Here is a 20,234-nt window from a genome sequence, read left to right as displayed (position 1 = left end):
GCGGCGGTACCGTGGGGTCATGACCGAGCAGCGACCCGTCGTCCAGACGTACACCGTGACCGGGATGACCTGCGGACACTGCGTCAAGGCGGTGACCGAGGAGCTGTCCGCGCTGCCCGGCGTCGACGAGGTCCGGATCGATCTGACGAGCGGCACCGCGACTGTCACCAGCGCGGCGCCGCTGCCCGTCGAGTCCGTGCGTGCCGCTGTGGACGAGGCGGGTTACGAGCTGGTCGGCGGCGGTGCCTGAGTCGTCGTCCGTCACGTCCGGCACCGGCGTCGTCCCCGACGACTCCGAGGCCGGTTCCGACGCTCCCGCTGCGCAGCCCGGGGACGCGGCGTTGGCCGGGGACGCGGCGCTGGCCGGGAACGGCGCGAGTGGGTCGGCCAGGGAGGCCGGGCCCGTCGCCGTCGACCGGGAGACGCTGCGGCTGGCCCTGGTGGTGGGCGGCCTGGTGCTCGCCGTGCTGCTCGGCTTCGGTCTCGGGCGGATGAACGCGCCGGCCGACCCGGCCCGGCCCGCCGGCGCCACGGCCGGGGTCGCCACGGGCGGCGCAGACGGCGGCGTGCACGCCCACTCACCCGGCACCGGCGCCCACACGCACGACGGCGCCACGGTCACCCAGGGCGGCGGCGACGGCGCGACCGGGCTGTCGATCACCTCGGCCGGCTACACGCTGGTGCCGTCGACCGAGCTGGTCGCGGACCGCGCCGGTGAGCTGCGCTTCCAGATTCGCGACGACCAGCGCCGGGCGGTCACCCGGTTCGCCGTCGTGCACGACAAGCCGATGCACGTGATCATGGTCCGGCGTGACCTCAGCGGCTACCGGCACCTGCACCCGACGATGGCCGCCGACGGCACCTGGTCGGTCCCGATCACGGCGCCGGACGCGGGCCCCTGGCGGATGTACGCGGACTTCACCGCGGTGGCCGACGACGGCCGCCAGGTCGCCGTGGTGCTCGGCGCCGACCTGACCGCGTCCGGCGCGTACCGGCCCCGGCCGCTGCCCGCCGCCGCCACGTCGGCCACCGTCGACGGATTCACCGCCGGGTACGCGGGCACGCCGGAGGTGGGGAAGTCGGTGCCGCTGCGGTTCCGGGTCACCGGCGCGGACGGCGCGGCGGCGGCGCTGGAGCCGTACCTCGGGGCGTACGGGCACCTGGTGGCGTTGCGCGAGGGCGACCTGGGTTACCTGCACGTGCACCCGGAGCCGGTGCGCGACGGCGACGACGTGACGTTCTGGCTCACCGCGCCGGGGCCGGGTAGCTACCGGATGTTCCTGGACTTCCAGGTCGGCGGCGTGGTGCGGACCGCCGAGTTCACGCTGACAGTGGCCTGAGCCCCGTCGCCCGCCCGGCGCTCAGCCGGCCCGGCGGACCGGGCGGCGGGCCAGGTAGCGGAGCAGATCGCGGATGTGGTGCTTCTCCTCGGCGGGCACGTTCGGGTCGGCGAGCCGATCCAGGATGACCCGTACGTCGGCCTCCACCGGGCCGTCCTCGGCACCCCGGCGGCGGGGCACCGGCCCGGCGTCGGGCAGGCCCAGCGCGCGGAACGCCGCAGCCACGGGCAGGTCGAGGGCGGCGCAGAAGCCGCGGACCTTCGCGAGTTCGGGGTAGTCCTGCCAGTCGCCGGCCAGCCAGCGGAACACAGTGGAACGGCCGACGCCGGTGTGGGTGGCGAGGTCGGTCACCGTCCAGCCGCGCTCCTCGCGCGCGGCGTCGATGGCCCGGCGTACGAAGCGCGCGAAGGCCATCTGTGGCGAAACGTCTGCGGAACCCATCCCTGGTGGATCTGTCCCCCTCCTCCGGTGGCCCGGCTCGCGCCCCGAGCCTAGTACGCCGGGCCGGAGAAGTAACTGACTGATCGGTCCGGAGGTCCCGCCGGCGAGACTCGACGACTGCGGAAGCCTGCTTCGGGTAATGCGCTTCGGGTAATAGGCTGAGGAAACCCTGGGAAACGATGGAGGAGAAGCATGGCCGAGCCGGACCGTTCCGTATCGCATCGCCCCGGCGCGGTGAGCCTCTTCTTCGTGGCCAAGGCCGCGTTGTTCGCTCTCGGCTTCTGGATCTGGCTGCTGGTGCTCGCGGTACGCGGAGGCGACGCGACCGGCGTACACCTGATCGCCGCGACCGGCGCGATCTGCACCACGCTGGCCGCGGTGGTGCTCGGGGCGCGGATGGCGTTGCAGCGCAACGCCGCCCTCCGGCACGCCGAGCTGAAGCGGATGCTGGTGGACATCTCGTGGAACGCCTTCGCCGCCGCCGGCAACGCCGAGCATGCCGGGAAGGTGGTGCCGTTCCCGAGCGCGTCGCACGACGGCGAGCGGGCATCGAACCGCGGTGAGCGGGTGTCGGTGCTGGACCGGGGCGACCGCAACCGGGGCGAGCGCGGGCGGTAGGACCGCCGCGCTCGGCGCTCCTCAGCGCGCGCCTCGGCTCAGCGCTCCTCGGCCAGCAGCGTCTCCAGCCGGGGCGTGACACCCCACTGGCCGACCAGGTCGCGATACTCGGCGCGCTGCCCGTCGGCGGGCGCGCCCGCCGTCCGCCGTGCCCGGATGAGCAGGTTACGCGGCGTGTGCCGGGAGTCGACGAACTCCACCACCTCGGCGCGGTAGCCGTGCAGGCGCAGCAGCGCGGCCCGCAGCGAGTCGGTGAGCACGTCGGCGAACCGCTCCCGCAGGATGCCCTGGCGGGTCAGCAGCTCGTACGGCGCGGGCGCCCGACCGGCCCGGAGCTGGGCGGCCAGGTCGTGGTGGCAGCAGGGCGCGGCGAGCACCCAGCGGGCGCCCCAGCGCACCGCCCGGGCCAGCGCCTCGTCGGTGGCGGTGTCGCAGGCGTGCAGCGCCAGCACGAGGTCGGGCGCCGGGTCGACGGGCGCCTCGGCGATCGTGCCGGCCACGAAGCCGACCCGGTCGGCCCAGCCCAGCCGCTCGGCCAGCTCGGTGTTGCGGCGGCGCTGGTCCTCGCGCACGTCCACCCCGACGAGCGTCACGTCCAGGCCGCGCTGCACCAGATAGCGGTAGGCGGCGAAGGTCAGGTACGCGTTGCCGCAGCCCAGGTCCACCACCCGCAGCGGGCCGGTGAGGTCGTCGGGCAGCGTGGCCGCCAGTGCGCGCAGGAACGCGTCGACCTGGCGGCGCTTGGCGGCCGAGCCGCCGATCTCCCGGAACAGGGGGTCGCCGGGGTCGAGCAGCCACTCCTTGGCCCGGTCGTGCCCGCCCGGCTCGGCGGCCGGACGGCTGGCCGCCGCGCGGTGCACCTGCGCCTCGCCGGACTTGGTCACCCGGAGCTGGAGCGTCGCGTCGGCTGTCTCGACGTGCCAGTTGCCGAACGGCTCGGCGAGCAGTTCGTCTACCGCCGCGCCGGCCTCCGTGCCCGGTGCCACGTTGCGGGTGTGCGGCCGTGATCCGTCGGAGACGGCGATCTGCAACCGGGGGCCGGCCTTCAGCGTGACCGGGCGCAGCTCCGCGCGTACCACCGAGGGACGCTGCCCACGACGGCGCCCGGCGGCGACCGCGCGGGTCAGCCCCGGCGCGAGCAGCAGCGCCCGCACCTCGGCGAGCGCCGAGTCCAGCGCTTCCGGCATCAGTACCTACCTTTCCTGGCCCCACCGCCGTCCGCCCGGGGGCGCCCGGCCCGGCGATCATGAAGTTGACGGCGCGACACGCCGCGCGCGCCACCGCCAACCTCATGATCGTCGCAGTGAGGGAGTGGGCGGGGGAGGGGGAGGGGCGGGCGGGGATGGGGACGGCCTCCGGGACCGGGGTCCGGGAGGCCGTTTCCGTGGTGTTCGTCAGTCGGCGTTGGTGGCCTCGGCGGGCGCGCCGGTGCTGCCGCTGCGGCGACGGCGGCGACGACGCGGCTTGCTCGCCGCCTCACCCTCCGCGGCCTGCGGTGCGGCGGCGGTCTCGGCCGCGCCCTCGGTGCCGATCACCGCGGTCGGCTCACCGGCCACCGTCTCGCCGGCCCGGCGGCGACGACGCCGACGCGGCGTACGCGGGGCCTCGTCGTCCCCGGCGTCGGCCTGCGCGGAGGGCGAACCGGCGGACGAACCGCCCTCGCCGCCCCGGCCACGACCGCGGTCGCGGTCGCCGCGCTCGCGGCCCCGGCTGTCGCCGCGCCGCGCGCCCCGGCGCGACCGGCCGCCGCCCAGGTCCTCCTCGACCTCGGCGGACAGGCCGGCCCGGGTGCGCTCGGCGGTCGGCAGCGTGCCGCTGACGTCCGTCGGGATGTCCAGGTCCGTGTAGAGGTGCGCGGAGGTGTGGTACGTCTCCGGCGGCTCGGGCATGTCCAGCCCGAGCGTCTTGTCGATGATCCGCCAGCGGGGCATGTCGTCCCAGTCGACGAACGTCACAGCGGAACCCGTGGCCCCGGCCCGGCCGGTACGGCCGATGCGGTGGGTGTAGGTGTCCTGGTCCTCGGGGCAGTCGTAGTTGATCACGTGGGTGACGCCCGTGACGTCGATGCCCCGGGCGGCCACGTCGGTGGCGACCAGCGTGTCGATCTTGCCGGCCCGGAACGCCCGCAGCGCCCGCTCACGCGCGCCCTGGCCGAGGTCACCGTGCACGGCGGCGACGGCGAACCCGCGGAAGTCGAGGTCCTCGGCGACCCGGTCGGCGGCCCGCTTGGTACGGGTGAAGATCATGGTCAGCCCGCGGCCCTCGGCCTGGAGGATGCGCGCCACGATCTCGACCTTGTTCAGCGAGTGCGTGCGGTACGCGAGCTGCTTGGTCTGCGGCGACGGACCGGTCTCGGCGGTGTGCCCGGCGTGGATGGTCACCGGCCGGCGCAGGAAGCGCCGGGACAGCGTGACGATCGGGTCCGGCATGGTGGCCGAGAACAGCATGGTCTGCCGGTCCTCCGGCAGCATCGCCAGGATCTTCTCGACGTCGTCCAGGAAGCCCAGGTCGAGCATGCGGTCGGCCTCGTCGAGGACGAGCGCGCGGACCCGGTCGAGCCGCAGGTGCTTCTGCTTCTGCAGGTCCAGCAGGCGGCCCGGGGTGCCGACCAGGATCTCGACGCCCTTGCGCAGCGCCTCGATCTGCGGCTCGTACGCCACGCCGCCGTAGATCGGCAGCACCCGGACACCCCGGGTACGGCCGGCGGCGTCGAGGTCCTTGGCGACCTGGATGCCCAGCTCACGGGTCGGTACGACGACGAGTGCCTGGGGCACGCCGTCGCTGCCCTCGGACGGGGCGAACACCCGCTCCAGCAGCGGGATGCCGAAGCCGAGCGTCTTGCCGGTGCCGGTCGGCGCCTGCCCGATCAGGTCGACGCCGCGCAGCGCGATCGGCAGCGCGTACTCCTGGATGGCGAAGGCGCGGGTGATGCCGGCGGCGGCCAGCGCCTCGACGGTCTCCTGCCGCGCGCCGAGCGCGGCGAACGTGGGTGCCTCCGGGGGGACCGGGGCGGTGGGGGCCAGTGGCTGGCCGGAAATCTGCTCGCTCATATGGATTTGGGGGTGCCCTCTCGTGGTGCGCCCCTCAAGTCCTCAGGGCGCGATCGGTATGGCGCGGGCCACGCGGTCAGGGGCGAATTCGCCGAGCCGGACCGGGCCGCACGCGCGTCGGGGACCGGCGTTGATCAGCAAGTGACCGATTCGGTGCCCACGGCAACTGTCTCATCGTACCTGAACGGTCCCTGAGTCGTCCCGATTCCCAGGTGGTGGCCGTGCGTGCGGGGCGGATTGTTGTGACTTGAGTCACATCGGTGGCGCCGGTAGCCTGCGTTCGTGGCCGCCCCCGACCCCGCCGCCGTCGACCTGTTCGGGCTCGTCGCGTACGGCGAACTGCTCGCCTTCGACCGCTTCGCCGCCGACGCGCGCCTCGCACCCGACCTGCGCCGCCGCGCCGCGCTCAGCGAGATGGCCGCCACCGAGATCGCGCACTACAGGTGGCTCACCGACCGGCTCGCCGCCTGCGGCGTCACCCCGGAGGAGGCGATGGCCCCCTACGTCGAGGCGCTGCGGGCGTACCACGACTCGACCGAGCCGCGGGACTGGGCGGAGGCGGTGACGAAGGCGTACGTGGGCGACGCGATCACCGACGACTTCCTGCGCGGGATCGCCGACGGCCTGGCCGGGCCGGACCGGACGCTGCTGCTGGACGTGCTGCACGACTCCCGGTACGCCGAGTTCGCCGCGGCCGAGATCCGGGCCGCGATCGAGGCCGATCCCCGGGCGGCCGGACGGCTGTCGATGTGGGCGCGGCGGCTGCTCGGTGAGGCGCTGTCCCAGGCGGGCCGGGTGGCCGCCGCCGACCGGGGCGCGCTCGTCGCGTTGATCGGACGGACCGGCGGGGACGTGCCGGGGCTGCTGCACCGGCTGACCGAGGCGCACGCCGCGCGGATGACAGCAGTCGGCTTGAACAACTGAGCCGCCGTGGCGGGGAGGCCCGCCACGGCGGCCGGTGCCGCGGGAATCAGCGAACGGTGAACCCGACCGCGCGGGGCGACGCCTCGGCGATCTCGACGTAGGCGACCTTGCCGACCGGAACGATCACGCGCCGGCCCTTCTCGTCGGTCAGGGAGAGCGTGCCCTCGCTCTTGGCGAAGGCGTCGGTCACGATCTGCTCGATCTCGGCCGGCGACTGCGCGCTCTCCAGGACCAGCTCCCGCGGCGCGTACTGCACGCCGATCTTGACCTCCACTGTGCCTCCTCAACTGGGGCGAAAAAGCCACCGTGGGAAGGCTATCCGATCCGGTGGCCCGATGTTCAGGCTGACTCACCTTGCAGCGGGAAGCTGGCGATGCCCCGCCAGGACAGGGCCGCGACCAGCGCCTCGGCCTCCGCCTTGGGCACCTGGCGGCCGCCGGCGAGCCAGAACTGGGCGGCCGTCTCGGCGGCGCCGACCAGGCCCGAGGCGAGCAGTTCGGCGTGCGAGCGGCTGACCCCGGTGTCCGAGATGATCGTGTCGGTGATCGCGGCGATGCAGCCCTGCTCGACCCGCTCCACCCGCTGCCGCACCGCCGGGTCGTTGCGCAGGTCCGACTCGAACACCAGCCGGAACGCCTCGCTCTCGTGGTCGACGAAGTCGAAGTACGCGCGCACCGCGGCGCCGACGCGCTCCTTGTTGTCGTTGGTGCCGCTCATCGCGTCCTGCACATTTGCCACTATCGCGTCACAGTGCGTGTCCAGCAGCGCGAGATAGAGCTCCATCTTCCCGGGGAAGTGCTGGTAGAGCACCGGCTTGGAGACACCGGCCCGCTCGGCGATGTCGTCCATCGCGGCGGCGTGGTAGCCCTGCGCGACGAACACCTCCTGAGCGGCGGCGAGCAGCTGCTTACGGCGCGCCGAGCGGGGCAGGCGGGTGGGCCGACCGGCGGTCTGTGCACCGTTCCCCACTGCGGTCATCGGATCCTCCGAGTATCTGCGTACGAGCCGGCACGTATCACCCGAACCGGTCCGGGTTCGTGAACCCGTCGCGGAATTGGCCCGCCGCTGTAACTTATCGCCACTGTCACCACACGGTAGCCTCAGCGGGGGCGACCAAGGAGCGCGCGGTGAGTGAAACAGGGCAACCCGGAGCCGCCACCCCGGGAGAGCACGGCGACGGGACGGGCCAGCAGGACGAACCGGCCCGTACCGGCGGCGGTTGGGCGCCCCCGCCGAACGGCTGGTCCCGCGGTGCTCCGGCGCCCGGCGGCTGGCCCTACGGCGACCTCGGCGGCTGGGCCGCCTCCTCGCCCCGGCACGGCGACCTGCCGGCCCCGCTGCCCGGCCACTCCGCGCCGGAACCGGGCCGCGTCAACGGCCGTCACGTCAACGGCGTGCACCACGCCGGGGAGGAGTCGCCAGTGACCCGCCAGGCGCCGGTCAGTGCCCCGCCCGCGGACGAGCCGCCCCGGCCAACCGACGGCGAACGGCTGGCCGTGCCGGCCCCGCGCCCGGCGCCGACGATCGAGCAGCCGACCGACCCGGGGGAGACCGCCGGTTCCCGGCACGCCGCCGACGACCCGGCCGCCCGGGCCCCGCGCTGGGCCGAGAGCGGGCCGACCTCCGCGCCACCGGCGCTCCAGGTCCCGCCGGTCGGCGCCGCCGCCTCCGGGTTCGAGGTGCCGCCGGGCTTCCACGCGCCCAACACCGAATCCGCCCCGTCGCTGTCCCGGGGCTGGGCCGACCGGCCGGTCACCCCGCCACCGGCCGCGAACCGGACGGAGCACGCACCGGGCGAGGTGCACCCGCCCGAGGGCCGGGCGACCGGCGCCGAGCCGCGGGCTGCCGCCGACCCGCCGGCGGGCGACGACCCGAGGGCCGCCGAACCGGACTGGTCCGGGCCGTCCTGGAACCGCCCGAGCTGGGGTGACGGCTGGGCCCCGCCGTGGGCCCGCACCGACGAGCCACCGGCCCGCCGGGCCGAGGAGCCACCGGCCCGGGGAGCGGAGGAGCCGCCCGCCCGCCGGGCCGAGGAGCCCGCCGCCGAGCGCCGGGAGTGGGAGGACGACAGCGCCGCCCACCGCACCGCCCGCGAGGACCGCGCGGCCGAGTGGGCGCCCGAGCCGGTGCGGCCGTACGAGCCGGCCCGCGTCGAGCCGCCCGCCGCCTACGAGCCACCCCGGCCCGAGCCGGTACGGCCGTACGAGCCGCTGCGTGCCGAACCGGCCCCCGGCCCCGAGGCGACGCGGCAGTACCCGCCGCCCGCCGAGCCCGAGGCGTCCCGGCCGTACGAGCCGGGTGCCGGGCCGGAGCCGACCCGCCGCTACGAGCCGCCGGCCGCGCCGGAGCCGACGCCCGAGGTGACCCGGCCGTTCCGGCTGGCCCGGGGCGACGCCGAACCGCCGCACGGCTACGAGCGGCCCTCCTGGGCCGGGCCGCCGGTGCCGGTCGCCCCGCTGATCACGCCCCCGGGCCCTCCGCCGACGAGTGCCCCGCCCGCACCCGGCGCCCCGCCCGCGCCGGCCGGTGGATACGCCCCCACGGAGGCGGCCGTCCCCGCCCCGCCGACCTCGGGCGTGCCCGCCACGAGCGGCCCGCCGCGGTTCGACCCCACCCCCGCGTCCCAACCGACGAGCGCCCCTCCCTACGCGGCCCGCCGGTCCGCACCGGAACCGGTGCCGGCCGCCGACGCGGTCGCCGAGCCCCGACCGGAGGAACCGTCCCCTGTGCTGCCGCAGCGCGTCCCCTCGGAACCGGACGTGCCAGTCGTGCCGGAGCCACCGGCAGTGGAACCGTCCGCCGAGACCCCCGAACTCGCCCGCATCGCCACCCACCTGCGCCGCGACGACGAACCCGCGCCGCTGCGGGAGCGGCCGGAGGGCTTCGACGTCAACGCGATCCTCGACGCGGTCCGCGAGGTGGCGGGCGTACGCGACGCCGCGCTGCGCCGTACCCCGGCCGGCGCGCACAGTCTGCGGCTCGACCTGGCCGACGGCGCCGACCCGGCCGAGGTGAGCCGCCTGGTGGCCCGGCTGCTCCAGGATCGGATGGGCCTGGCCGCCGCCCCGCAGAACCTGCCCGGCGCGCCCGCCGTGCCGCCGCCGGCCCCGCTGCGCCGCCGCTCGGCCCGGCTGGAGCGCTCCGGTGAGCCGCGTACGGGTGAGAACCGGGCACCCGGCGCGCAGCCGGCGCCGGTCGAGGCCCGCGCCGCGCAGTCCGAGCCGGTCGAGGCCCGCAACGGTGACGAGACGGGCGGCGACGAGATGCCGGCGCGGACCGGTGTGGTCCGTCCGGCCGCGAACCGCTCCGGTGACGCGCGGTTCGGTGCGGACCGTGCCACGCGTCCGGCCGAGGCGCCCGGCGACGCCGACGAGCCGCCGCGCCGCCGCCGGCAGGCCACCCACCGGGGTCGCGCCGCTGTCGACGAGACGTCGCTGGCCGCCGCGCCGACCGGCATGTCCACCGGCAGCCCGGTGACGCTCGGTACGTCGTACTCCGGTGGTCAGATGACCACGACGGAGACCGCGCCGTCGCGACCGCTGGACACCGGCGGCGTGCCGGGGCCCCGGGTGGTGATCGAGCACGTCCTGGTGAGCACGTTCGGCCTGGACGCCACCACCGAGGTCCGCCTGGTCGCGGGCGACCGCACGGCCGAGGGGCACGCGACCGGGCCGGCGGTCGACGGGTACGTGCTGCGGCTCTGCGCGGTGGCCGCGGCCGCCGCGGTGGACGAGCTGCTCGGCCGGGGCGTTCCGGCCGGCGACCACGGCCGGTGCTTCGTGGAGCACGCCGCCGTGGTGCCGTTCGGCAACTGCGAGGTCGCCACTGTGGTGGTGCTGCTGGTCTGCGACGGCTGGGTGGAGCAGCTGGCCGGTTCGGCGCTGGTGGCCGGGGATCCCCGGCAGGCGGTCGTGCGGGCCACGCTCGCGGCGGTGAACCGGCGGCTGGAGGCGCTGCTCTCCTGAGCGCCGGTGTGCGGTACGGCCCCCGTGCGGGGAAGACTGGAGACATGAAGCGCGCCGCACTCTGGCCGGAGCACAGCCTTCCCGCACACCACGTCCCGCCGCCCTGGCCGGGCCGGCACGTCCGCCTCGACGGCACGCTCGTGCACGTCCGCGACACCCCGGCCACCGGTCCCGGCGCGGAGCCCGCGCTGTACGTGCACGGCCTCGGCGGGTCGGCGCAGAACTGGACCGACCTGGCCGGCCTGCTCGCGGACCGGCTCGACGGCCAGGCGATCGACCTGCCCGGGTTCGGGCGCAGCGAGCCGGGGCCGCGCTACACGATCCCGTCCTTCGCCGAGCGGGTGATCCGCTGGATCGAGCACAGCGACAGGGGGCCGGTGCACCTGTTCGGCAACTCGCTCGGCGGCGCGATCTCGGTCCGGGTGGCGGCGTTGCGCCCGGACCTGGTCCGCACGCTCACCCTGGTCTCGCCCGCGCTGCCGTTCCTGGACTTCCGGCGCTCGTTGCAGGGGCGGATGCTCCCGCTGCTGGCGATCCCCCGGGGCGAACGGCTGGCCGCCTGGCGGCTGGCCCAGTTCAGCCCGGAGGTGACCGCGCAGCAGGTGATGGAGGCGTGCGTGGCCGACCTGACCCGGATCAGCGAGCAGCGCCGGCAGGAGGCGATCGACGAGATCCGGGTCCGGTACGAGGCGGCCCACTACGCCGCCGCGTACGTGCGGACGTTCCGGGGCCTGGTCGGCAGCTTCCTGCGGTCGTACCTGCCGGGGGAGGGCGCGCTCTGGCGGCAGGCTTCGGCGGTGCGGGCGCCCACGCTCGTGGTGGGCGGGCGGCAGGACCGGCTGGTCGACGTGCGGGTGGCGCCGCAGGCGGCGCGGGTCATCCCGGACAGCCGGCTGCTGATGCTCGACGGCGTCGGGCACGTGGCCCAGCTGGAGGTGCCCCGCACCGTGGCGCGGGCGGTGCTCGGGCTGCTCGCCGAGGCGACACCGTCGCTCACCACCGGCATGGGGGAGAGCGGATCGGAGCGTGACATGGCAGGCTGAGCCGGATGCCCAGCTCCCGCCGCTCTCGTGCCACACGCTCCCGTTCCTCGTCTCCTCGCTGGCGTACCGCGCTCGTGGTCTGCGCCTTCGTCGCCGCCGCCGCGGTCGGGGTCGGCGTGGCGGTGCAACTGCCGTCGGCGGGCGCGGGGACGCGGGTCACCGACGGGTTCGCCGCCCAGCCTCCGGCGCCCACGCGGGAGCCGTCCACGCCGAGCGTCGCGCCGCCGCCTCCGGTGGTGCCCGGCTCGCCGGCCGCGCCGGTGCTGACGTTGTCCGGTCCGGGGCCGGCGAAGGGCCGGGGCAGCTTCGCGTACGACGAGCGGACCAGCGGTGTGCTCGGCCGCTCGGGGACGCTGCGCCGCTACCGGGTGGCGGTGGAGAACGGCTCCGGCGAGGAGGTCCGCGCCTTCGGCGAGGCGGTGCAGCGCGCCCTGGCCGGCCCGGGCAGCTGGGTCGACGGCGGCACGCTGCGGTTGCAGCGGGTCAGCCCGGGCGACCGGTACGACTTCACGATCTACCTGGCCACCCGCGACACTGCCGGGCGGCTGTGCGGGGCGGGCGGGATCGACATCCGGGTGGGCGGGGTGCCGTACACGTCGTGCCGGGTGCCGGGCAAGGTGGTGATCAACCTGGATAGGTGGCGGACCTCGGCGCCGCACCTGGTCGAGGCCGGGATGCCGCTGGACACGTACCGCCTCTACGTGGTCAACCACGAGGTGGGTCACCAGCTTGGGCACCGGCACGAGGGGTGCCCGGGCGCGGGCCGGGCGGCGCCGGTGATGCAGCAGCAGACGCTCTTCCTCAAGGGCTGCCGGCCGAACCCGTGGCCCTACGTGGGCGGGAAGCGGTACACCGGGCCGGCCCTCTGAGCGCCGGTTTGTGAAGAACATTCGCGGCATGGGCGGCAAAAGCAGCTAAATGCCCGAATTGCATGGCACGCTGAGGTCATGACGTCGTCGTCCCCTTACGACAACCCCGCCACGCCGCCGCCCGAGCGTCCCACGCTGCGCCGGATGCGCCGGCGCCGCCGCCGCTCGGTGCTGCTGCTGGCGATGCTGCTCGCGGCCGTCGGCGGCGCGGTCGGGATCACCCGGCTGAACGCGCCGCCGGCCGGGCACGCCGCGACGTCACTCGCCGCCGAACCGTCGCTCGCGCGCGGCGCCGAGGCCGACGTCCCGGCGGCCGCGCCGACCGGCTACCCCACCGCCGGTCCCGGCACGTTCGCGGTGGCGCAGGGCCGGTCTCCGGTACGCGGACAGGAGGGCCCGCTGCGCCGCTACCGGGTCGAGGTCGAGCAGGACACGGGGCAGGACGCCGACGAGTTCGCCGCAACCGTGGACGCGGTACTGGGCGACCCGCGCAGCTGGATCGCCTCGGGGGACCTGCGGGTGCAGCGGGTGCCCGAGGCGGCCGCCGCCGACTTCACCGTCTACCTCGCCACCCCCGTCACCTCCGAGCGGATGTGCGCCGAGGGCGGCCTGCACACCGACCGGTACACCTCCTGCCGGCTGCCCGGCCGGGTCGTGCTCAACCTGGCCCGGTGGATGACGGCGGTGCCCGGCTACGGCGCCCCGATCGAGGTCTACCGCACCTACGTGATCAACCACGAGGTCGGGCACGAGTTCGGCGAGCTGCACCAGGCGTGCCCCGAGCCCGGCGCGCCCGCACCGGTGATGCAGCAGCAGACGTACGGGCTGGACGGCTGCCTGCCGAACGCCTGGCCGTACGTCGGCGGTGTGCGCTACGAGGGCGAGCCCACCGACGGCGTCTGAGTTATTCCCGGTCCCGCAGTTCGGGCGCAGTGTCCCTCATCATGGCCGATCCCCGCCCAGGCGAGCGACAATGGCGCGGTCACACCGCCGATCCCGGGGAGTCCACCGTGTCGTTGCCCCCGCTCGTCGAACCCGCCGCCGAGCTGACCGTAGACGAGATCCGCCGCTACTCGCGCCACCTGATCATCCCGGACGTCGGGGTCGAGGGGCAGAAGCGGCTGAAGAACGCCCGGGTGCTCTGTGTGGGCGCCGGTGGCCTCGGCTCGCCGGCGCTGCTCTACCTGGCCGCGGCCGGTGTCGGCACGCTCGGCATCATCGACTTCGACACCGTCGACGAGTCGAACCTCCAGCGCCAGGTCATCCACGGCGTCTCCGACGTGGGCCGGTCCAAGGCCGAGTCCGCCGCGGCGTCGATCCGCGAGATCAACCCGCTGGTCAACGTGGAGATCCACAACACCGCGCTGGACCGGGAGAACGTCCGGGACATCTTCTCCCGGTACGACCTGATCGTCGACGGCACCGACAACTTCGCCACCCGCTACATGGTCAACGACGCGGCGGTGCTGCTCGGCAAGCCGTACGTCTGGGGTTCGATCTACCGCTTCGACGGCCAGGCGTCGGTGTTCTGGGCCGAGCACGGCCCCTGCTACCGCTGCCTCTACCCGGAGCCCCCGCCGCCCGGCATGGTCCCCTCCTGCGCCGAGGGCGGCGTGCTCGGCGTGCTCTGCGCGTCGATCGGGTCGATCCAGGTCAACGAGGCGATCAAGCTGCTCGCCGGCATCGGTGAGCCGCTCGTCGGCCGCCTGATGGTCTACGACGCCCTGGAGATGAGCTACCGCAAGATCAAGGTCCGCAAGGACCCGAACTGCGTGCTCTGCGGTGAGAACCCGACCCTCACCGACCTGATGGAGGACTACGAGGACTTCTGCGGCGCCGTCTCCGACGAGGCGCAGGAGGCGGTGGTCGACTCGACCATCACCGCTCTGGAGCTGAAGGACTGGCAGGACTCCGGCAAGGACATCTTCCTGGTCGACGTGCGCGAGCCCGCCGAGTACGAGATCGTCCGGATTCCCGGCGCGACGCTCATCCCCAAGGGCGAGATCCTGTCCGGCGAGGCGCTGGCGAAGTTCCCGCAGGACCGGCAGATCGTGCTGCACTGCAAGTCCGGCGTCCGCTCCGCCGAGGCGCTGGCCGCGCTGAAGGCGGCCGGATTCTCCGACGCGGTGCACCTCCAGGGCGGTGTGCTCTCCTGGGTCAAGCAGGTCGACCCGTCGCTGCCCGCGTACTGAGTCGTGTCGATGGGCCGCCCGGCGCTCCGGGCGGGCCCATCGTGTTCTCCGGGGCCCCTGGCGTGGGCATACGCCCGATCGCGGCGACCGCTGGGCCGGGTGGTCCTGACCGAGCTACCGAGGCGTGACGTCGGCCGCGCCAGTACCGTCGGTGCCGTGGTGGACTTGGACGCGGCGATCGGATTCGTCGTCGCTCACGGTGACGCGGTGGACCGCGCCCGCCTCTCCCGGCTGCGCACCGGCGCTCCGGTGCCGCCCGAGGTGCTCGACGCCGCCGAGTCCGGGCAGGCGCCCGGCGGCGGCTGGCCCGCCGTCCTCGACGACGAGGTCGCCTCGATCGACGCGACCTGCTTCCGCCTGGCCGAGCTGGACGACCTCGGCGCGCTGAGCCGCCCGGCCGCCCGGCACGCGCTGGACTGGCTGGCCGCCCGGCAACTACCAGACGGCGGCTGGGACGAGGACCCCTCACTCGCCGGGCTCGCCCCCGAATGGGCCACCCCCGGTGATCCCGAGGCACGGCTCTACCAGACCGCCAACGCCGGGTTCTGGCTGACAGTGGCCGGGCTCGACGCGCGGGCCGCCGGTCCGCTCGACCACCGGGTCGGCGGCGCGTACGCCGGTGTGGTGCAGGCGGCGGCCCAGGCGCTCGCCGCGCAGCTCGCCCCGGACGGCAGCTGGCCGTCCTTCCTGCCCGCCGGCTGGCTCGCCGCCGCGGTGCTGCACCGCCAGCAGATGTACTACGAGTCCGCACGCATCCAGGCGGTGCTGGCCGACCGGATCCCCCGCATGTCCCCGGCCGACGTGGCCTGGCTCGCCGCCACACTGCGCCGGGTCGACGTGGGCGAGGAGCAGTGGCTGCTGGTCTCCGCGCGCAGGCGGCTCGCCGAGACCCAGCGCAGCGACGGCGGCTGGGACAGCGACGACGGCCACCAGTTCGACGTGCACACGACGCTGCGGGCGATCCGCGCGTGCCGCCCGCACACGCCCGAGGCACCGGTGTCCGGGGCGCCGTTCGTGGTGCCGCAGACCGCCGAGCTGCCCGCGCCGCCCGCGGTGCCGGCCCCGCGCCCGCGTCGGCTCCCCGCATCGACGCCGCCGCCCGCGTCCGACTCTGGGCCGCCCGCCTCCACGCCCGCGTCGCCTGCGCCCGTGTCTCCGCCGCCCGCCCCGGCTCGCCCGTTGACCGGCCCGGCCGAGGCATCGGTCGCATCGGCGGGTCTCGATTCCGAACCTTCGGCGGGCTTCGGCTCCGACCCGTCGTCCAGTTTCGGCACCGACCCGTCGACCGGACCGGGGATCGCGCCCGCGCTGTCGGACGGCGCGCCGGAGCTGTTTCCGGCCCGGGGTCTCGGGCCTGAGACCTGGTTCCGTCCGGACACCGGGTCGGATGCGATGCCCGGATCGGGAGCAGGGCCTGATCCGTCAGCCGGTGTTGAGGTGTCGGCCGGTCCGGACAGCGGGCAGGGACCATGGTCCGCCTGGATCGTCACGCCCGATCTGCTCCCCGACGAGAGCACCGGGCCTGCCGCAGAGCCGGCACCGGAGCTGCTGTCCGGCCCGGTGCCGCCCGTTCTGCCTCCGGCGGTTGCGGTGCCACCGGCCGCCCCGGTGTCTCCGGGATTGCCTCCGCCGGTCATGCCGATGATCAACACCAGATCGGGGAAGTAGCGGCATCAAAGGTGCCGGGATACCGCCACTTCCCCGATCTGGCGCGTGCCCAGACCAGTACGGCGACCGGCGCGCCACGAAGGCACGTCCGGTCAGCGCACGTGACCGTCGCCGGTCACCACGTACTTGGTGCTGGTCAGCTCCGGCAGGCCCATCGGGCCGCGCGCGTGCAGCTTCTGCGTCGAGATGCCGATCTCCGCGCCGAAGCCGAACTCGCCGCCGTCGGTGAAGCGGGTGGAGGCGTTGACCATGACCGCTGCCGAGTCCACCCGGGCCACGAACTCCCGGGCCGCCCGCTGCGAGTCGGTGACGATCGCCTCGGTGTGGCCGGTGCCGTACCGGCGGATGTGCGCGACCGCCGCGTCGAGCGAGTCGACCACGGCCACCGAGATGTCGGCGGAGAGGTACTCGGTGCCGAAGTCCTCCTCGGTGGCCGGCACCACGGCGTCGGAGTGGGCGGCGACAGCGGGCGTGCCGTGCACAGTCACCCCGGCCTCGGCGAACGCGGCCAGCACGGCCGGCAGGAACGCGTCCGCCACGTCCCGGTGCACCAGCAGCGACTCGGCGGTGTTGCAGGTGGACAGGCGCTGGGTCTTGGCGTTCAGCGTGACCGCCAGGGCTTTGCCGAGGTCGGCGGCGGCGTCCACGTACACGTGGCAGTTGCCCACACCGGTCTCGATCACCGGGACCGTCGACTCCTCGACCACGGCGCGGATCAGCGACGCGCCGCCGCGCGGGATCAGTACGTCGACCAGGCCGCGGGCGCGCATCAGCTCCTTCACCGAGTCGCGGGTGCTGGAGTCGAGCAGCTGCACCGCGTCCGCCGGCAGCCCGGCGCCGGAGACCGCGTCGCGCAGCACCGCGACCAGCGCCGCGTTGGAGTGCGCGGCCGACGAGGAGCCGCGCAGCAGCGCCGCGTTGCCGGACTTCAGGCAGATCCCGGCCGCGTCGACTGTCACGTTCGGCCGGCCCTCGTAGACGATGCCGACCACCCCGAACGGCACCCGCACCTGGCGCAGCTCCAGGCCGTTGGGCAGGGTCGAGCCGCGTACCACCTCGCCCACCGGGTCGGGCAGCGCGGCCATCTGGCGCAGCGCGTCGGCGATCGCCGCCACCCGGCCCTCGTCGAGCGCGAGCCGGTCCAGCACGGCCGCGGACAGCCCGGCCTCGCGCCCTGCTGCCAGGTCCGCCGCGTTCGCGGTCAGGATCTCCGGGGTACGCGCCACGAGCGCGTCGGCCATCGCGTGCAGCGCGGTGTCCTTGACGGTACGGGTGGCCGTGGCCAGGGCTTCCGCCGCGTCCCGGGCTCGCCGGGCCTGCTCGACGACGCTCATCGTGCGTACTCCTTCACCGGTGGGGCTCACAGCAGGACCAGGTCGTCGCGGTGGACGACCTCACGTTCGTACGCCGGGCCGAGCGCCGCGGCGAGTTCGGAGGTGGACCGGCCGAGCAGGCCGGGCAGCTCCACCGCGTCGTAGTTGACCAGCCCCCGGGCGACCGGCGCGCCGGCGGTGTCGACCAGGTCCACCGGATCACCGGCGGTGAACGCGCCGTCGACGGCGGTGATGCCGGCGGGCAGCAGCGACTTGCGGCGGCCCACCACCGCCTGCACCGCGCCCGGATCGAGGTGCAGCCGGCCGCGGGGGGCGGTGGCGTGCGCCAGCCAGAACAGGCGGGCGGCGGGGCGGCGGCTGCTCGGGTGGAAGTACGTGCCGACCGGCTCCCCGGCCAGCGCCGGCGCGGCCAGCGGGGCGGCGGTCAGCACCACCGGGATGCCGAAACCGGTGGCGATCCGGGCCGCCTCGACCTTCGTCACCATGCCGCCGGTGCCCACCCCGGCGCGGCCGGCCCCGCCGACGTCCACGCCCGCCAGGTCGCCCTCGCCGTGCACCTCGGTGATCCGGGTGCTGCCCGGGCGGGCCGGGTCGCCGGTCCAGAGCGCGTCGACGTCGGAAAGCAGCACCAGCAGGTCGGCGTCGACGAGCGCGGCGACGAGCGCGGCCAGGCGGTCGTTGTCGCCGAACCGGATCTCCTCGGTGGCCACCGTGTCGTTCTCGTTGACGATCGGCACGGCGTGCAGGTCGAGCAGCTTGCGCAGCGTCCGGTACGCGTTGCGGTAGTGCGCCCGCCGGGTCACGTCGTCCACGGTGAGCAGCACCTGCCCGACGGTGCGGCCGTGCCGGGCGAACGCGGCGGCGTACCGGCCGATCAGCAGGCCCTGGCCGACGCTGGCGGCGGCCTGCTGGGTGGCCAGGTCGCGCGGGCGCCGGGGCAGCCGCAGCGGGGCGAGCCCGGCGGCGATCGCGCCGGAGGAGACCAGCACCACCTCGCGTCCGGAGGCGGCGAGCCCGCCGAGCGTGTCGACGAGCGCGTCGACGCGGGCGTCGTCGAGGCCGCCCGTCGCGGTGGTCAGCGAGGACGAACCGATCTTGACCACGATCCGCCGGGCCGAGGTGACTGCTTCGCGCACCCGACCATTCTGCGCGCTGCGTTCTGCCGCGCCGTGGCGCGTTCCCAAATCGTGGCAGCTCGCGGCCGGTGGCCCGACGGAGCTCACACGAAATCGGTTGCTAGTCGAACGAACAGTTTTGATCGTCCGGTTAGCGGCACACATCCGCGGATTCCGCTGCATAGCGTCTCGTTCATCACGAACGGGGGTTCGCAGTGATGATTCCGAGGAAACATCGTGCCTGGTGGCTGGCGCTGCTCGTCACCGTCGGCCTGGTCGCCGGGCTGACGCCGGTACTCGCCGGTCTCCGCGACGAGAAGGCGCCGGCCGTCCGGCGGGACGGCTACCGGCCGCATCCGGTGCCGCTCGCGGCGATTCCGTCGCGCGAGGGGATCGCGCCGCTGGTGGACGCCGGGCTGCACGACACCGGGAACGTCCGGATGTTCCGGATGCACGACCAGACCTGGGACCACCCGGTGGCGCAGGCCCAGTGGGGTCTGCAGAACCTGGCCGGCTGGCGGGCCACCCGCAAGCGGATCTACCTGGACCGGGCGATAGCGAACGCGCAGCGCAACGTCGACCGGCGCGTCGAGTCGCGCGGCGCCTGGTGGTATCCGTACGACTTCGAACTGACCCGGTGCAAGAAGCGTCCGCTGCTGAAGCCCAGGTGGTACAGCGGCATGTCGCAGGGCCAGCTGCTCAGTCTCTTCGTCGGGCTGTACGAGGAGACGCGCGACGAGAGGTGGAGAACCGCCGCGGACCGGACGTTCCAGAGCCTCACCCTGCCCGCCCGGGCCGGCGAACCGTGGGCCACCTGGACCGACCGCGGCGGCTACCTGTGGCTGGAGGAGTATCCGGAGAACGACGACCCGCGCGGCGAGCAGGTGCTCAACGGGCACATCTTCTCCCTGTACGGCGTCTACGACTACTGGCGGCTCACCGGCGACGAGCGGGCCGCGGAGATCTTCGACGCCGCCGCCACCACGGTGCGCCGCTACCTGCCGACGAGGTTCCGGGTGGAGAACTGGGCCAGCCGGTACTCCATGAACTGCCGGCACTTCCACCCGAAGTACCACCAGGTCCACACCCGGCAGACCCTCAAGCTGTACGAGGTCACCCACGCGACGGTCTTCGCCGAATACGCCGACACGCTGCGGGCGGACTACCCGGTGCCGGACCTGACGGGCACCGTGCAGCTCGAACCCGGGACACACGTGGGCTACACGTACGACGCCGAGGGCGCCGTCACCGGCCGGCGGGCCGTCACGCTGGAGCGGCCGAGCCGGTTAGCTGCGGACGAGCGCATCCGGGTGCGCGGCCGCGGCATCCACTACCGGATCACCGAGGGCCCGCTGGCCGGCCATCTGGTGCCCGAGGAGCCCGGTCGGCGGGTCCTGCTCGGGGTGGCGGTCGAGCACCGCTACCAGCCCGCACGCGTGCTGACCGCCCAGCCCGGCACGTACACCGGCTACACCTACGACCGCAACGGCGCGGTGCTCGACGCCCGGAAGGTCACCTTCGCCGCCGTGACGGAGTTGACGCTCGGCGGCACCGCCTGGGTCAACGGGGAATTCAGCTACCACGTGAGCGGTGGTGAGCTGGGCGGCTACTGGCTGGCGGCGCGGGGAGACCTCGCCATCGCCACGCTCGCCGGCTGAGGCCCCTTATCGTGGCT

The 20,234-nt window shown here is 74.8% G+C and carries 17 protein-coding genes and 1 pseudogene; 11 read left to right on the top strand and 7 right to left on the bottom strand.

Annotation, left to right across the window (positions count from 1 at the left end; genetic code table 11):
- Window positions 1-19 precede the first annotated feature (19 nt).
- Window positions 20-250, top strand: a complete 231-nt coding sequence (locus OC439_RS09890) for a heavy-metal-associated domain-containing protein (protein ID WP_013288699.1) — start codon at window positions 20-22, stop codon at window positions 248-250.
- Entirely contained in the window at window positions 243-1,340 is a 1,098-nt protein-coding gene (locus OC439_RS09885) for a hypothetical protein (protein WP_262013132.1), read from the top strand. The genes OC439_RS09890 and OC439_RS09885 overlap by 8 nt, the downstream gene beginning before the upstream one ends.
- Window positions 1,341-1,361: 21 nt before the next feature.
- Here OC439_RS09885 and OC439_RS09880 read toward each other — a convergent pair whose 3' ends face one another.
- Entirely contained in the window at window positions 1,362-1,781 is a 420-nt protein-coding gene (locus tag OC439_RS09880) for a helix-turn-helix domain-containing protein (protein WP_026268433.1), read from the bottom strand.
- A gap of 192 nt (window positions 1,782-1,973) precedes the next feature.
- On the opposite strand from OC439_RS09880, the gene OC439_RS09875 reads away from it, so the two are divergent.
- Entirely contained in the window at window positions 1,974-2,399 is a 426-nt protein-coding gene (locus OC439_RS09875; RefSeq protein WP_262013131.1) for a hypothetical protein, read from the top strand.
- 38 nt (window positions 2,400-2,437) lie between these two features.
- Here the strand turns inward: OC439_RS09875 and OC439_RS09870 are convergent, their stop codons facing one another.
- A complete protein-coding gene (locus tag OC439_RS09870) occupies window positions 2,438-3,586 on the bottom strand; it encodes a class I SAM-dependent methyltransferase (RefSeq protein ID WP_262013130.1) in 1,149 nt (382 codons plus the stop codon).
- Window positions 3,587-3,793: 207 nt separating this feature from the next.
- Window positions 3,794-5,449: a DEAD/DEAH box helicase gene (locus OC439_RS09865; RefSeq protein WP_262013129.1), complete on the bottom strand. Its 1,656-nt coding sequence runs from the start codon at window positions 5,447-5,449 to the stop codon at window positions 3,794-3,796.
- Window positions 5,450-5,731: 282 nt separating this feature from the next.
- Here OC439_RS09865 and OC439_RS09860 point away from each other — a divergent pair, with 282 nt between their 5' ends.
- Entirely contained in the window at window positions 5,732-6,373 is a 642-nt protein-coding gene (locus tag OC439_RS09860) for a ferritin-like domain-containing protein (protein ID WP_262013128.1), read from the top strand.
- A 46-nt stretch (window positions 6,374-6,419) separates the two neighbouring features.
- Here OC439_RS09860 and OC439_RS09855 read toward each other — a convergent pair whose 3' ends face one another.
- Together OC439_RS09855 and OC439_RS09850 are read right to left on the bottom strand one after the other, a co-directional pair.
- On the bottom strand, window positions 6,420-6,647 hold the full coding sequence (locus tag OC439_RS09855) for a DUF3107 domain-containing protein (protein WP_013288692.1): 228 nt from the start codon (window positions 6,645-6,647) through the stop codon (window positions 6,420-6,422).
- 65 nt (window positions 6,648-6,712) lie between these two features.
- The gene (locus OC439_RS09850; protein WP_013288691.1) at window positions 6,713-7,351 is read right to left on the bottom strand and encodes a TetR/AcrR family transcriptional regulator; all 639 of its coding nucleotides are present in this window, start codon (window positions 7,349-7,351) and stop codon (window positions 6,713-6,715) included.
- 149 nt (window positions 7,352-7,500) lie between these two features.
- Between OC439_RS09850 and OC439_RS09845 the strand changes: the two genes are divergently transcribed.
- The 6 genes and pseudogenes from OC439_RS09845 to OC439_RS30275 all read left to right on the top strand — a co-directional run.
- Window positions 7,501-10,338, top strand: coding sequence for a hypothetical protein (locus tag OC439_RS09845; RefSeq protein WP_262013127.1), 2,838 nt, complete (start codon window positions 7,501-7,503; stop codon window positions 10,336-10,338).
- 44 nt (window positions 10,339-10,382) lie between these two features.
- Entirely contained in the window at window positions 10,383-11,381 is a 999-nt protein-coding gene (locus OC439_RS09840) for an alpha/beta fold hydrolase (RefSeq protein WP_262013126.1), read from the top strand.
- A gap of 5 nt (window positions 11,382-11,386) precedes the next feature.
- The gene (locus tag OC439_RS09835; protein WP_262013125.1) at window positions 11,387-12,250 is read left to right on the top strand and encodes a DUF3152 domain-containing protein; all 864 of its coding nucleotides are present in this window, start codon (window positions 11,387-11,389) and stop codon (window positions 12,248-12,250) included.
- Window positions 12,251-12,328: 78 nt separating this feature from the next.
- A complete protein-coding gene (locus tag OC439_RS09830) occupies window positions 12,329-13,153 on the top strand; it encodes a DUF3152 domain-containing protein (RefSeq protein WP_262013124.1) in 825 nt (274 codons plus the stop codon).
- A 41-nt stretch (window positions 13,154-13,194) separates the two neighbouring features.
- On the top strand, window positions 13,195-14,442 hold the full coding sequence (gene moeZ, locus OC439_RS09825) for an adenylyltransferase/sulfurtransferase MoeZ (protein WP_030269268.1): 1,248 nt from the start codon (window positions 13,195-13,197) through the stop codon (window positions 14,440-14,442).
- Window positions 14,443-14,451: 9 nt separating this feature from the next.
- A pseudogene (locus OC439_RS30275) lies at window positions 14,452-15,417 on the top strand (hypothetical protein); the annotation flags it as partial.
- A 785-nt stretch (window positions 15,418-16,202) separates the two neighbouring features.
- Here OC439_RS30275 and OC439_RS09815 read toward each other — a convergent pair.
- Both OC439_RS09815 and proB read right to left on the bottom strand, forming a co-directional pair.
- Window positions 16,203-17,444, bottom strand: a complete 1,242-nt coding sequence (locus OC439_RS09815; RefSeq protein WP_262013122.1) for a glutamate-5-semialdehyde dehydrogenase — start codon at window positions 17,442-17,444, stop codon at window positions 16,203-16,205.
- Between the two features lie 26 nt (window positions 17,445-17,470).
- The gene (gene proB / locus OC439_RS09810; protein ID WP_041784188.1) at window positions 17,471-18,580 is read right to left on the bottom strand and encodes a glutamate 5-kinase; all 1,110 of its coding nucleotides are present in this window, start codon (window positions 18,578-18,580) and stop codon (window positions 17,471-17,473) included.
- A 197-nt stretch (window positions 18,581-18,777) separates the two neighbouring features.
- On the opposite strand from proB, the gene OC439_RS09805 reads away from it, so the two are divergent.
- On the top strand, window positions 18,778-20,217 hold the full coding sequence (locus OC439_RS09805; protein ID WP_262013121.1) for a D-glucuronyl C5-epimerase family protein: 1,440 nt from the start codon (window positions 18,778-18,780) through the stop codon (window positions 20,215-20,217).
- Window positions 20,218-20,234 lie beyond the last annotated feature (17 nt).

This window comes from Micromonospora sp. Mcm103 (assembly GCF_024519755.1).
Taxonomy (GTDB): Bacteria; Actinomycetota; Actinomycetes; order Mycobacteriales; family Micromonosporaceae; genus Micromonospora; species Micromonospora aurantiaca.
The sequence above is the reverse complement of the archived record's forward strand: the minus strand, read 5'-3'. Positions and strand labels throughout refer to the sequence as shown.

Excerpts from the sequence above, each read along its gene's own strand:
- OC439_RS09890 (WP_013288699.1), top strand. The coding sequence starts at position 20 with ATGACCGAGCAGCGACCCGTCGTCCAGACGTACACCGTGACCGGGATG.
- OC439_RS09880 (WP_026268433.1), bottom strand. The coding sequence starts at position 1,781 with ATGGGTTCCGCAGACGTTTCGCCACAGATGGCCTTCGCGCGCTTCGTA.
- OC439_RS09875 (WP_262013131.1), top strand. The coding sequence starts at position 1,974 with ATGGCCGAGCCGGACCGTTCCGTATCGCATCGCCCCGGCGCGGTGAGC.
- OC439_RS09870 (WP_262013130.1), bottom strand. The coding sequence starts at position 3,586 with ATGCCGGAAGCGCTGGACTCGGCGCTCGCCGAGGTGCGGGCGCTGCTG.
- OC439_RS09865 (WP_262013129.1), bottom strand. The coding sequence starts at position 5,449 with ATGAGCGAGCAGATTTCCGGCCAGCCACTGGCCCCCACCGCCCCGGTC.
- OC439_RS09850 (WP_013288691.1), bottom strand. The coding sequence starts at position 7,351 with ATGACCGCAGTGGGGAACGGTGCACAGACCGCCGGTCGGCCCACCCGC.
- OC439_RS09840 (WP_262013126.1), top strand. The coding sequence starts at position 10,383 with ATGAAGCGCGCCGCACTCTGGCCGGAGCACAGCCTTCCCGCACACCAC.
- OC439_RS09835 (WP_262013125.1), top strand. The coding sequence starts at position 11,387 with ATGCCCAGCTCCCGCCGCTCTCGTGCCACACGCTCCCGTTCCTCGTCT.
- OC439_RS09830 (WP_262013124.1), top strand. The coding sequence starts at position 12,329 with ATGACGTCGTCGTCCCCTTACGACAACCCCGCCACGCCGCCGCCCGAG.
- moeZ (WP_030269268.1), top strand. The coding sequence starts at position 13,195 with ATGGCCGATCCCCGCCCAGGCGAGCGACAATGGCGCGGTCACACCGCC.
- OC439_RS09815 (WP_262013122.1), bottom strand. The coding sequence starts at position 17,444 with ATGAGCGTCGTCGAGCAGGCCCGGCGAGCCCGGGACGCGGCGGAAGCC.
- OC439_RS09805 (WP_262013121.1), top strand. The coding sequence starts at position 18,778 with ATGATTCCGAGGAAACATCGTGCCTGGTGGCTGGCGCTGCTCGTCACC.